At 60.3% G+C, this 12,625-nt stretch carries 8 protein-coding genes; 5 read left to right on the top strand and 3 right to left on the bottom strand.

Annotated elements, in window-relative coordinates:
• Positions 1-186 precede the first annotated feature (186 nt).
• Positions 187-2,217 carry a transketolase gene (gene tkt / locus AC1DUP_RS33770; RefSeq protein WP_113312064.1) on the bottom strand — a complete coding sequence of 677 codons (2,031 nt, stop codon included), beginning with the start codon at positions 2,215-2,217 and terminating at the stop codon, positions 187-189.
• 249 nt (positions 2,218-2,466) lie between these two features.
• Positions 2,467-5,493 carry an alpha-mannosidase gene (locus tag AC1DUP_RS33765; RefSeq protein ID WP_113312065.1) on the bottom strand — a complete coding sequence of 1,009 codons (3,027 nt, stop codon included), beginning with the start codon at positions 5,491-5,493 and terminating at the stop codon, positions 2,467-2,469.
• 213 nt (positions 5,494-5,706) lie between these two features.
• Here AC1DUP_RS33765 and AC1DUP_RS33760 point away from each other — a divergent pair, with 213 nt between their 5' ends.
• Positions 5,707-6,843, top strand: a complete 1,137-nt coding sequence (locus AC1DUP_RS33760; RefSeq protein ID WP_477836874.1) for an ROK family transcriptional regulator — start codon at positions 5,707-5,709, stop codon at positions 6,841-6,843.
• Between the two features lie 16 nt (positions 6,844-6,859).
• Here the strand turns inward: AC1DUP_RS33760 and AC1DUP_RS33755 are convergent, their stop codons facing one another.
• Complete coding sequence (locus AC1DUP_RS33755) at positions 6,860-7,906, bottom strand: Gfo/Idh/MocA family protein (protein WP_113299503.1); 1,047 nt, start codon at positions 7,904-7,906, stop codon at positions 6,860-6,862.
• A gap of 277 nt (positions 7,907-8,183) precedes the next feature.
• Between AC1DUP_RS33755 and AC1DUP_RS33750 the strand changes: the two genes are divergently transcribed.
• The 4 genes from AC1DUP_RS33750 to AC1DUP_RS33735 all read left to right on the top strand — a co-directional run bounded on the left by AC1DUP_RS33750 (position 8,184) and on the right by AC1DUP_RS33735 (position 12,599).
• The gene (locus AC1DUP_RS33750) at positions 8,184-9,482 is read left to right on the top strand and encodes an extracellular solute-binding protein (RefSeq protein WP_477836873.1); all 1,299 of its coding nucleotides are present in this window, start codon (positions 8,184-8,186) and stop codon (positions 9,480-9,482) included.
• A 68-nt stretch (positions 9,483-9,550) separates the two neighbouring features.
• On the top strand, positions 9,551-10,480 hold the full coding sequence (locus tag AC1DUP_RS33745; protein WP_113299501.1) for a carbohydrate ABC transporter permease: 930 nt from the start codon (positions 9,551-9,553) through the stop codon (positions 10,478-10,480).
• Positions 10,477-11,319 (top strand): carbohydrate ABC transporter permease, encoded by an 843-nt coding sequence (locus AC1DUP_RS33740; protein WP_477836872.1) that lies wholly within the window; start codon positions 10,477-10,479, stop codon positions 11,317-11,319. Before AC1DUP_RS33745 ends, AC1DUP_RS33740 begins: the two co-directional genes overlap by 4 nt.
• A gap of 41 nt (positions 11,320-11,360) precedes the next feature.
• Positions 11,361-12,599 (top strand): ROK family transcriptional regulator, encoded by a 1,239-nt coding sequence (locus AC1DUP_RS33735; protein WP_113312069.1) that lies wholly within the window; start codon positions 11,361-11,363, stop codon positions 12,597-12,599.
• Positions 12,600-12,625 lie beyond the last annotated feature (26 nt).

The raw sequence follows: 12,625 nt of genomic DNA, 5'->3' as shown, positions 1-12,625 counted from the left end.
AGCTGTCGAAGCATCTCTCGCCATGTCTTCCGTCGGATCGTGCTCCTCGAGTCCTTGGCGAAATCGCACCACATGCCTGCTCGCGCATAATGTTTGGGCTAGCCGATCAGCCCAGGGAATCGACATTTTCAGGCGCATCCGCCACGAGCCGTCGGGGACGACAAGCCGGCTGCGTCCGCCAACCACTCACCGACGGCGAAGACCCAGTGCCCCTTGGGCGGCTTTCACAACTGCGTCGGTCGTGATGCCGAACTTCTTGTAAACGTCGTCGATCTTTCCCGACGCACCGAAGCTGTGCATGCCCACGAACCGTCCGTCGAGCCCGAGATATCTGTCCCAGCTATCCTGGACGGCCGCTTCGACAGCCACCCGTGCGGTTCCTTCTCCAAGAACCTCACGCCTATAGTCTGACGTCTGCGCCTCGAACAACAGGCGGCACGGCATGGAGACGACCGCGGTTGGAATGCCTTCCGCCTGGAGCCTCGTCCTCGCCTCGACGGCGAGATGCAATTCCGATCCGGTCGACATGATCGTCAGCTCTCGAGCGCCGCCCACGGCTTCAAGTAGAACGTATCCGCCCTTTGCCGACAGGTTGAGAGATCCCGGTTCCTTTCTCAGAAGCGGCATGGGCTGGCGGGACAGCGCGATCAGGGCTGCCTGCCGCGGGGCGTCGAGAATGGCCTGCCAGCATTCGGCCGTCTCGATCGGATCACCCGGGCGGAACACGGCAAGACCCGGGATAGCACGCAGGGCGGTCAGATGTTCGACCGGCTGATGGGTTGGGCCGTCCTCACCGAGACCGATCGAGTCATGCGTCATCACGAAGATCGAACGCACCTCCATCATCGCCGCCAACCGGATGGACGGTCGGGCATAATCAGAGAAGGTCAGGAAGGTGCCGCCATAGGGGATCAGCCCACCATGAAGGGCGATACCGTTGATGGCCGCAGCCATGCCGTGTTCACGCACGCCGTAGTGGACGTAGGATCCACTATACTTGCCGGGTTCGATGTCGACCATGGACTTGGCGCGCGTGTTGTTCGACGGTGTCAGGTCCGCCGATCCGCCAATGAGCTCAGGGAGGGCTTCGGCAAGGTGGTTGAGAACAATCCCGCTCGCTTGTCTGGTGGCAAGGTCCTTGTCAGCAGACAGAAGCTCCTGTTTTGCTGCCTCTATCGCTTTCGTCCAGTCGGCAGGCAGCTCCCCTTTCATACGGCGCTCGAAGTTCCGGCGAACATCGTCCTTCGCCGTCTGGACCCGAACAGCCCAGGCCATTCGGGCGTTGCGTCCCTTCGCGCCGATCTTTCGCCAGGCTTCCAGAAGGTCGGATGGGATCTCGAAGGGTGGCGCAGTCCAGCCGAGAAGCTTGCGGGCGCCGGCAATTTCCTCTTCGCCCGGAGCATCACTATGGGCCTTCTGCGTACCGGCGCGGGTGGGAAAGCCGAAGCCGATGATGGTTTTGCAGGCGATCAGGGACGGGCGATCGGTGACCCGCTGCGCTTCGACGATCGCGTTTCGGATGGCGTCGGTATCGTGTCCGTCGATTTCCTGGACATGCCAGTTCGACGCGCGGAACCGCGCCGGTTGATCGTCGGATTCCGCAAGACTTGTCGCGCCGTCGATCGATATCGAATTGTTGTCCCAGAACGCAATCAGCTTGCCGAGCTTCAAATGGCCGGCGAGCGATATAGCCTCCTGGCTGATGCCCTCCATGAGGCATCCGTCGCCGAGGAAGACATAGGTATGGTGGTTTGAAAGATCGTCACCGAACCTGGCGTTCATGATGCGCTCGGCAAGTGCGAAACCGACGGAATTGGCAATGCCCTGTCCGAGAGGACCCGTGGTCGTCTCAATGCCCGTGGCATGATGATATTCCGGATGCCCCGCCGTCCTGCTGCCGACCTGCCGGAAGTTCTTGATTTCCTCGATCGTCATATCCCGGTAGCCGGTCAGGTAAAGCAGGCTGTAGAGCAGCATCGAGCCGTGCCCGTTGGAGATCAGGAAACGATCCCGATCAAACCAGTAGGGGTCTTCTGCATCGAAATGCAGAAAATCGGAAAAGAGCACGGTGGCAATGTCGGCCATGCCCATCGGCATGCCGGGATGCCCGCTCTTGGCCTTCTCGACGGCGTCCATCGAGAGAAACCGGATGCAATTGGCCATGTCGCGCAGATGCCGGTCGCGAGGCGCCGGTACTGACTTAGGGGATTCCGTCATGATCGTTTCCTCGGGAACTGGTGAAGGACACGCCGAAACATAGGGCCCGACGTGGACCGGGCTACTGCGACATGTTGAAACTTTGACCGAAACGTCTCATCCAAGGATTACATCGCCGCCACGGCCGTTTCCGAGCTCCCGTTGAGACAGGCGCTATGCGTCCCGGTCCCGCTATACGCGCGATCGAGTTCCAAGCGATCGACAACGGGTTCGAGATGCACAGCGATAATATGCCGGATACGGATGCGGCTAACCTTGCTGCAGCCGCCAGGTCCGGATTTCAAATGGCATGATGTCGGCAGGTCCGGCACGTTCGATCGGCTCTTCGAGGATGTTCAGAGCCCCGGAAGCCTGCCACCCTGCGGGCAAGGCGAGTTTCAGGCGACCGCGCCTGCCTGCCGGCTCGTAGAGCCGCAGGATAAGGCCGTCTCCCTCCTCCGCCGGTTTCAGCCCCGAAAAGGCGACCGGTGTGCCCTCTACGCCCAGCGGCGACAGCGTGCCCGCCGCGAGACCGCTTGCCTCGATGGTGACGAGCGGCTGATTGAGATCGATCGCTTCCTCCAGAACACCCCCTTCATGCCAGGCGCCTGCATGCGGCAGCAGCGCATAGGTGAAGCTCTGCTCGCCTTCGTCGGCAAGCGGATCGGGATAGATCGGCGAGCGCACGAGGCTCATGCCGATGACATTGCCGCGCGCACTGTGGCCGTATTTGGCATCGTTGAGCAAAGCGACACCAAAGCCCGGTTCGCTGATATCGACAAACCGATGAGCGGCAGCCTCGAACATTGCCTGTTCCCAGGAAGTGTTCGTGTGCGTCTGGCGCTCGACGATGCCATAAGCGCATTCGAAGGTGGCAGTGCGTGAGCGCACGGCGACCGGGTTCAGCGTCCTCAGCAGTGTGCGACGGTCATGCCAATCGATCGTCGTCTCGATATCGAGCCTGCGCGCGTTGGCCGTCAGCACGTAAAGCTGCCTGACCGTCGAATCCCGGTACCGGTAAACGACACGGATCGCCGCACGATGTGCCCCCTGCTCAACAAGGGTGATGCTTTCAGGCTTGTCGAGGCGGACGGCCTTTTCGGCATAGTCGGCATCGACGTCCCAGGCATCCCAGTTGCGCGGCTTGTCGGCCGGATAGACCCAGAGTTGGTTTGCGGCACCCTCGATCGCCTCCCTGCCCGTTGCCTTGTGAACAAGGCTCGAAACGGCGCCGTCCTTGCCGATCACGACAGACAAATGCTCGTTTTCGAGGCTGTGCGCGCCGGCTTTCAGCGTACCGGCGGGCTTCAATGCCTTGCGGTCAAAGATCGCGACGGAAAGAGGTGCGACGGGATCGGCAGATGACACGACCGTTCCATCGGACAGCCGAGCAGTCAGTGGCCGCGGTGCGAGCGAAGGATTGACGGCAACCACCGCATCCGTCACCCCGCCTGCCGGAAGCTGGGCTGATAGCGCCTTCAAAGCCTTGGCCTGCTCCGCCTTGGCATTGCCGATGGCGCCGTCGAGTTCCTGTTCGGCATCGATATAGACTTCGCGGATGCTCGAACCCGGCAGAATATCGTGAAATTCGTTCTTGAGGACGACGCGCCAATCCGCTTCCAGGCTTTGCGGTTTGGCAGCACCCAGCAGATGGGCGAGCGAAGCGAGCGTTTCCGCCGTGATCAGCGCCCGTTCGGCCTGGCGGTGCTTGCGCTTGACGCCGCTTTGCGTCGTCAGCGTCGCGCGGTGGAGTTCGAGATAGATCTCGCCATCCCAGACTGGAAGCTCCTTTTCCGCTGCAGTCCGGTGGGCCTCTTCGTAAAAGCCCTTCACCGTACCCCAGCGCGCTTTGGGGATTGCCGGAAAGTCACGCAGTTGCACTTCGCGTTCCACCATCTCCGGGGTAACACCGCCGCCGCCATCCCCGTAGCCGACCGCCAGCAGCGACGTGTCGTGCTGCGTCTTGCCGCGGAAATTCTTCCAGGTCGGCACGAAGCAATCCGGCCGCACGAAACCATTATAGCCCTGCATGGGATTGTCGAACGTATGGGTCAGGACCTTGCTTCCATCCAGCCCCTTCCACCAGAAAAGGTCGGACGGAATATGATTGCTCTCGCTCCAGTTCACCTTGATCGTGAAGAAGCTGTCGATGCCTGCAAGCTGCAGGATCTGCGGCAAGGCACCTGAAAAGCCGAAGCAGTCCGGCAGCCAGCAGACCGTGTGGCGCAAGCCGAAGTGTTTCTCGAAATAGCGCTGCCCATAAAGCACCTGCCGTGCAAGGCTTTCACCGGTCGGCATGTTGGTGTCGGGTTCAACCCACATGCCGCCGACAGTTTCCCACTTGCCCTCGGCGACCTTCGTCTTGATCCGCTCGAGAAGTTCGGGATCATCCTCCTCCATCTGCGCATAATAATGAGCGGTCGATTGATTGAAGCGGAAGTCGTCCGACCGCTCCATCAGCGAGAGCGCGGTGCTGAAGGTGCGGCGCATCTTCCGACGCGTCTCGCCATAGGGCCAAAGCCAGGCGAGGTCGATATGGGCATGACCGGTCAGCAGCAGTTCGCCGTTCGGCGGAAAACGCTTCTGCAGCTCCTTCAGTCGTGCGATCAGCTGACCATAGGCGGCGCCCACCGAAGCACTCTGCGCTTCATTAAGGCCGGCCGGGTTTGCCTCAAGCTCTGGCAATTCCCAGATCTTCTGCTGCATCACAGCACCGGATGTGCGCGAAATATAGGCTGACGTGTCCGAAGGCCAGTCGAGGCTGCGCAGCGCCTGTTCGGCCACATCGAGCAGGTGCGGCACGACCTCATGGCTTTCGAGTACGTCAGCAGCCTCGCCGATTTGCCGTAACAGGAGGTGCAGTTTGTGGACCGGCTCGTCCAGCCAGATCAGCCGCGCTTTGTTCAGCTTCGGCGTCCTGTTCGGCTCTCCAAAGGGAAAGCGTGCAACGCTGTCAGTGGTGATCGAGAACTCTCTGCCTTTGATCGAGAATTCCTGATGATAGGGGTCAAGTCCGAACGTCTCGGTCTGGCCGCCCGGATAGCGCAACGTGATCAAGCTCTCACCGCCGAGATCGAGCTGCAGGCGAACCTCATCGATTGGCCAGTCGCGCGGCGCTGTAGCGGAAGCCGAAAAATGAACCGTTCCCTTGCTGTTCGGCCAGTCCTGATGATGGGCGATCGGCTCGCCGTTAAAGGTCCAGCCGTCGATCACGACGCTTTGCCTGTCGCGCCAGTGAGCAAGCTCGGCTGTACGCACCTTCAGACGATCGAGGCGTTGGGCAATGGTGAGAGACATGGCGGGTCCTATGGAAATATCGGCAACTGACGAGCGGGGAGAAAACATGTCGCGCCAAACAGGCCGCAAGCACCGCATCCCGTCTCCTCCAACCGAGGCGCGTGGCTAGCCTTAGATTAAGTAACTTTGTTTTCACGTCAAGCGCACAAGAAAATAAGTTGCGAGAGTTTTAGCTGTGATACAGAAGCATTCAGGTGCTTAGGGAAGACGGTTATGCGGTATCTTCGATCCGGGCCGCGGCGACGTCAGACAGAAGAAACGGCCGTTGCGCGGGGAAAAACAATTGGTCTGCGATCAGGGGAAATCGCCGACAGAAATATCCGCGTCATTCTGGAGGCGATCCGCCGGCACGGTCCGTTGACTCGTATGGAACTCGGCCAGCATTCCGGCCTCACCGGGCCAGGAATTACCAACATTCTGCGCCGCCTCAGTGATGGAGGATTGGTGACGTCGCACCGTCGCAATGGCGCCGGCAATAGCGCAACCGCTACCGAATTCGCCCTGCGGCCGGATGGTGCGTTTTCGATCGGTGTCAGGGTTCGCCGTAACCGGGGCGAAGCCGTCCTTATCGATCTCAGCGGCCAAGTTCATGATCGCGAATACTTTCCCCTCACCTCAACGACGAGAGTCCCCTCAATCCTTTCCGCCACCCAAGCCATCATCGGCAGACATGCGGGCCTGCCGATTATCGGCTTGGGGATCGGGGCAAACGACTGGAGCGCAGAGGAAAGCGATGAGCTCGACGCAGCATCGACGCTTGCCCGTAGCCATGTGGAGAACGAGTGCACTGCAAGCCTGCTAGCCGAGCGCACCATCGGCGCGCCTGCCCCCGAAGGCGGACTGGCAATGATCATCATCGACGATGATGTCCAGGCCGGCTTCCTCGTTCGCGGCATTCCTTATTCAGGCATGCATGGACGCGCGGGCAGTATCGGCGAGATGCTGACCGGCCCCGACAATGTCCGCCTGAACACCGTAGTCGGCTTCGCTGCCCTGCGTGCGCTGGTCAGCGATGACGAATTCGAGCGCCTTATTGCGGGTGAGGAACCCTCGTCCCCTCAGTTGACGCAGTGGATCCGCGATGCCGCAAGCCACCTGCTCGACCCGATTATAGCGATGGCCGGCTTCATTGCTCCCGGCGTCATCATGATTGGCAGCGATCTGCCACGAAGCGTTATCGAGGCACTGATCCACCAGCTCTCCGTCGAACGCCGCGACACATCCAAACGGCCCTTCCTGACGCCGTGGATTTCGCCGATGAAGCCGGCAAGCTTCAGCGGCGGCGGCGTGGCGCTGGGGGCGGCATTATTGCCTTTCCTCCACGCCTTGCTGCCTCCGATTTCCGCCTGACGCCCGGTTTGTCGGATCAGGCAAGTGCCTCGTCCGTGTGGCTGATATCCGAAGCTAGCGCCTTGTCGAGCACCTTCTGGATATTCGCCGCTCTACGGAACGAAGGTTCCTGGGTTCTACCCGACCGGACGGCCTGCACGAACCGCTGGTAATTTGTCTCCACCGGATCGAAGGGAATGTCGCGCCATGTTGCGGTGTGAACATCTTCGCCGAGGCAGGCGCGAAGCGTCGACTTTCCGGTATCGTAGATCATCTCGATCGAACCGGTCTCGCCATAGACCCTGAGACGCAACTGATCCATCTGACCAGCAGCGGTTCGGGTCGCCTGGATGGTGCCGATTGCACCGGTCGTGAAGTCGACGTTCATGGTAAAACTGTCATTCGCATCGAGATCATATTCGCCGATCCTGTCGTCCGGCGCCTTGTTGAAAGTTTTCAGCCGCGCGAAGACGTGGGCGACGTCGAGACCCGAACCGTAGGACGCGAAATCTACAATATGGATGCCGATATCGCCGAGCGCGCCGTTCGACCCGTGCTTCTTGCTGAGGCGCCACAGCCATTTGCTCTCGCTCTTCCAGTCGCCCCAATGGCGCCCGACAAGCCAGCTCTGCAGATGCGATGCCTCGACATGCCTGACCTCGCCGATCTCACCGGCAAGCACCATCTGCCGGCCCGTCTGCAAGGCGGGCGAATTGCGATAGGTGAAGTTGACCATGCCGACCTTGCCGGCTTTCTCGATGGCATCGGTCATTTCCATCGCCTTGATGGCGTCGGTCGCCAGCGGTTTTTCGCAAAACACATGCTTGCCCGCCGCAATCGCTTGAAGCGTTGTCGGGTGGTGGATGCGGTCGGGCGTGACGTTGGCAACGGCATCGAACTCGCCCCAGGCAAGGGCCTCCTCCAGCGTGCTGAAATGGTTGGAAATGCCGTGTTCCGAACAAAAGGCCGCCAGCCGCTCGGGCACGACATCGACGCCGCCCACGACGCTGACGCCGTCGATCGCCTTGAAATTTGCAGCGTGCTGGTTGGCCATTCCACCAGTGCCGAGAATGAGTAAGCGCATCTTCTCCTCCATAGATATCGGGGTCAGCCACCTCACGTAGCCGAGACAAAACCTCGCCTGCGCCATCTCGGACGGCCGCAACGGCTCGGAGTTCTGTGATCTGGAAATGCGGCTGCGGTCCGCTAACTGGTGTTGAATGTCGCCGGCATCTTAATCCTCCCAAGCTGCGGCTTGACATCAAATCAAAGTAACTTAATCTAATTAATGCAGCATGGAAATGAGGAGAGGTCAACCGACCACCAGGCTGTATCCGTTTAAAATGGGGAGGAGACCCATCATGAAGAGAGCGTTCATCAGCGCATTAGCGCTGAGCACAATGTTATTTTCAGTGCCTGCCGGATTTGCCCAGGAGCTCGCGACAAAGGACAGGATCGGTGCTGCCGATGCGCCGAAAACCCTCGTCGTCCGGCTCACGAACGACAGTCCCAATAACGCCGATCCGGCAATTGCCGAAGGCTATCAGAAACTCTTCGTCGATTTCATCAAGAAGCATCCCGACTGGAAGCTGCAAATGCAGTTCATGTCGGCAGACATCGGCACCGAACAGGCAAAGATGCTGGAGCAGGCCAAGGCCGGCAATGCGCCGGATTGCGCGGCGGTCGACTCCTTCGTGCTCTCGCAGTTCATGGTCAACCATGTGCTCGCCGATTTCACACCCTATTTCTCGAAGGAAGAGATCGCCGACCTGTTCCCCTTCATCCGCAGCGGCATCACCGACAAGGATCAGACGATCCGTGCGTGGTGGTGGGATACCGACCTTCGCGTCCTCTATCGCAACAAGTCCATCGTTGCCGATGCACCGCAGACCTGGGACGATCTGAAAAAGGCCGGGCTTTCCTCCGTTGAGCAGGGCATGGAAGGTATCCTCTTCAACGCCGGCCGCTACGAGGGGTCCACCTTCGACTGGCTGGCGAACTACTGGGCGCTCGGCGGCAAGCTCGTCGACGATTCCGGCAAGCCGGTCTTCGGTGAGGGCGAAAACAAGGAGAAATTCCTCAAAGCCTTGAACTACTACAAGGACCTCGTCGATTCCGGTGCAGCGCCGAAGCGCGTGACAACCATCGGCAACTATGACGACCTGAACGCCGCCGCGGCGGCCGGAACCACCGCGCTCTTCATCGGCGGCAACTGGCAATATGCCCAGCTGAAGGTCACGCTCGACGAGGAAGAGTTCAAGAACTGGACCTTCTCGCCGATCCCCGGCCCGACCGCCGATCAGCGCTCCACGGGTACCGGCGGATGGACGATCGCCTCGTTCAGCAAGGACAAGGACAAGGTGGAGATGTGCGCCAACCTTGCCCGCGAAGTCTATATGGGACCGGCAAACGCGCTGCAGCAGCAGCTGCCGACGCGCAAGTCGCTCTTCGACAAATATGATGTCTTCGCGACCGAAGCCAACAAGACTTTTGCCGGGGCTCTCGTCAACGGTCAGGCCCGTCCAGGCGCCCCGATCTATCCGGAAATCTCCAACCAGATCCAGATCATGATGGGCGACGTGCTCTCCGGGACCAAGAAGCCGGATGAGGCTCTGGACGCCGCGTTCAACGCGACGATGGAGGCTTACAAGCGTCTCTAACGATTGAGATCGCGGCGACGCCCGTGACGGGCGTCGCCGGTCGTGTCAAACCCGGACAGAGAAGCCCAATGAGCCCCATTGCCATCGAGGTTGCCAGCCCGCCTCACAGCAGATCGTTCATGCGCCGTTTTGCCGGGGCACCATTGCCCTGGATCATGCCCGTGATCATCGTCATCGGCATCTTCTATCTCTACCCTGTCATCGACGTGTTCCGTCTGTCGTTCACCAACGCAACGCTGATCGGTGACAATCCGGTCTATACGCTTGGCACGATTACGAACGCGCTGACTTCGCCACAGCTGCCCGACATCATGTGGGCAACCCTGATCTTCGTCGGCGGCAGCGTCATCGGCCAGCAGATACTGGGTCTTGCCGTTGCCGTCGTCGTCATCAGAGGCGAAAAGCGCGGCCTGTTCGGCACGACCATCCTGCGCACCACCGCACTCATCGCCTGGGTCGTGCCAGGCATTGCGGGCGGCATCATCTGGCAGATGCTGTTTTCCGAAGCCCCCTATGGCGCGCTGAACAGCATCTTGCGGCTCATGCACCTGCCTGTTGTCGCGTGGCTTTCCGATCCCGCGATCGCCCCATGGTCGGCGCTGATCTCAAATATCTGGCGCGGCACGGCCTTCTCGATGGTCGTCATGTACGCCGCCCTCAAAGCGATCGACCCCTCGCTCTATGAAGCGGCCGATGTCGACGGCGCAACGGGCTCACAACAATTCCTCTTCATCACCCTTCCCCAGTTGCGCGCGGCCATGCTCGTCAACATGATCCTCATAACCATCATGACGCTCAACACCTTCGACGCGATCATCACGCTGACGGGCGGCGGACCCGGGCGCGCCACCGAGGTCATCTCGCTCTATGTGTTCAATATTGTCTTCCGCAATTACGACCTTTCCGGCGGGAGTGTGCTCTCCGTACTGATGCTGATCATCAGCCTCGGACTTGCCTTTGTTTACGCATCGTTCCTGCCGAAGGAGGAAGAGCAATGAGCAGGCGCACCGGCACACGCTTCGGCGACTTCCTGAGCTACCTCTTCATGCTGGCGATGTTCGTCTTCTTCGCCGGTCCCCTCTCCTATCTCCTGTCGATGGCCTTGCGTGACAGACGCGAAATCTATCGCGGCGTAGCGCGCTACATCCCGCACAATCCGACCATCGACAATTTCGTTACCGTCCTCAACAACAGCTACTTCCCGATCTATCTGTGGAACGGCCTGAAGCTCGCAGCCTTCAGCGGTTTCGGCGTCCTGATCGTCGCCTTGCCCGCAGCTTACGCATTTTCCCGCTTCCAATTCAGGGGCAAGGGCCTGTCGATGATGGGGCTTCTTCTGTTCCAGATGATCTCACCGTTGGTCATCATGGTGCCGCTCTACCGCTACATGAACCGTCTCGGCCTGCTCGACACGCATTTTGCGGTCACGATGGTCTACATCGCTCTCGGCGTACCGCTCGCGACGTGGCTGTTGAAAAGCACAGTAGACAGCATTCCGCGCAGTCTCGACGAGGCGGCAATGATCGACGGATGCAACCGGTTTTCGGTGTTTTGGCGGATCATCTTGCCACTTTCGGCGCCGGGCATCGCTTCCGTCTTCATCATCACCGTAATTGCGGGCTGGTCGCAATTCCTCGTGCCTTTTCTTCTGCTCACGCAAAACAATCTGATGCCGATCGGCGTCGGGATCTTTAACTTCCGTGGCATGCAGACCGACTCGTCCATCCAGCTGCTCGCGGCCGCCTGCCTGATCTCCGTCGTGCCGGCGATCGTGGCGTTCCTGTCGCTCCAGCGGCTGATCCTCGGCGCCATGACCAGCGGCGCGGTGAAGGGGTAAGACCGGTTTGCGTATCCGTGGCTGACAGAGGATTTCGACCCATGAACCAAACGACCGGCGCCAGGCTGTCTCCCGACCTGACGGGGGCCAATGTCGAGGACGCGGGCGAGCACAACAGAGCCGTCGTGCTGCGTTGCATCCATCGGCAGGCACCAATTTCGCGCGCCGAGATCGCTCGACAGACCGGTTTTACGAAACCGGCGATCGCCCGGATCGTTGATCGCCTGCTCGACGAGGGCCTGATCATCGAAGCCCGCCGTCGGCATGGACTACGGGGCCAACCGGCAATCGAGCTCGAGATCAATCCCGACGCCTTCTTCGCGATCGGCATCAACATCGATCGCGATCACCTGACGATTGTCGCCGTCGATGCCGTCGGCAACGTACGCGCCCGCGTGCACCACGAAAAACGCTATGTGCGCCCGGCCGAATTCATGCAGCTAACGGCTGACGCGATATCGCATTTCCAGCGAAGCCGCCTGATCGACGACGCGCATCTGGCCGGCATCGGTCTTGCCATGCCGGACTGGCTCGGAGAGATCCCCTTCCTTGGCATGCCCGACGACTATTCGGAATGGATGGAATTCGACGTGCGCGCAGCACTCGAAAGCCTGACGCAGCATCCGGTCTTCATCGAAAATGAGACCAATGCCGCAGCGCTTGCAGAGCTCGACTACGGCCTCGGGGCGGAAAGCCGCAGCTTCTTTTATATCGCCATCAATGCCTGCCTGGGCGGAGGCCTTGTGCTCGATGGCAACGGCCATCGTGGCGCCATGGCGCTGAGCGGCGAAATCGGCTGGCTGCCGATTGCCGATGATCGGGACAAGGAAGCGCCGAAAGTCGATCTTCTCGGCGAGATGGTGACGATGTTTTTCCTCTACAAGTTTCTTGGCGAGCACGGCGTCCATGCAAGCCTGCCTCAAGACCTCCTGGCACTTGATGCACGCGGCAAAGCTCTGGTGTCGACGTGGCTGAAGGAAATGAGCGCGCATCTTGCAGTTGCGGTCAAGCATATCGGCATGATCGTCGATCCCGACGCCATCATCATCGGCGGCCGACTGCCGATCCGCATGATCGACGAGTTGCTGCGTTACGTTCACGAACATCTGACGGCCGGAGACACCACGTTGCCCTCACTGCATCGTGCCTCGATCGGCGAGGATGCTTCGGCGCTCGGTGCGGCAGCGATGCCGATGGGGGCAGCCCTGATGCTGGCATCTGCCGACGCAGTGCAACGCACCCGTTCGCCCCTCAAATTCATGGATCGCCTGAACAATTGAAACAGCCGGCAAGGCCGCTCGGAGGA

It is taken from the genome of Rhizobium sp. 01L419 (genome assembly GCF_056400025.1).
Note: the sequence above shows the minus strand (reverse complement) of the source record. Positions and strands in the feature narration are given on the sequence as shown.

Excerpts from the sequence above, each read along its gene's own strand:
- AC1DUP_RS33735 (WP_113312069.1), top strand. The coding sequence starts at position 11,361 with ATGAACCAAACGACCGGCGCCAGGCTGTCTCCCGACCTGACGGGGGCC.
- tkt (WP_113312064.1), bottom strand. The coding sequence starts at position 2,217 with ATGACGGAATCCCCTAAGTCAGTACCGGCGCCTCGCGACCGGCATCTG.
- AC1DUP_RS33740 (WP_477836872.1), top strand. The coding sequence starts at position 10,477 with ATGAGCAGGCGCACCGGCACACGCTTCGGCGACTTCCTGAGCTACCTC.
- AC1DUP_RS33745 (WP_113299501.1), top strand. The coding sequence starts at position 9,551 with ATGAGCCCCATTGCCATCGAGGTTGCCAGCCCGCCTCACAGCAGATCG.
- AC1DUP_RS33760 (WP_477836874.1), top strand. The coding sequence starts at position 5,707 with ATGCGGTATCTTCGATCCGGGCCGCGGCGACGTCAGACAGAAGAAACG.
- AC1DUP_RS33750 (WP_477836873.1), top strand. The coding sequence starts at position 8,184 with ATGAAGAGAGCGTTCATCAGCGCATTAGCGCTGAGCACAATGTTATTT.
- AC1DUP_RS33755 (WP_113299503.1), bottom strand. The coding sequence starts at position 7,906 with ATGCGCTTACTCATTCTCGGCACTGGTGGAATGGCCAACCAGCACGCT.
- AC1DUP_RS33765 (WP_113312065.1), bottom strand. The coding sequence starts at position 5,493 with ATGTCTCTCACCATTGCCCAACGCCTCGATCGTCTGAAGGTGCGTACA.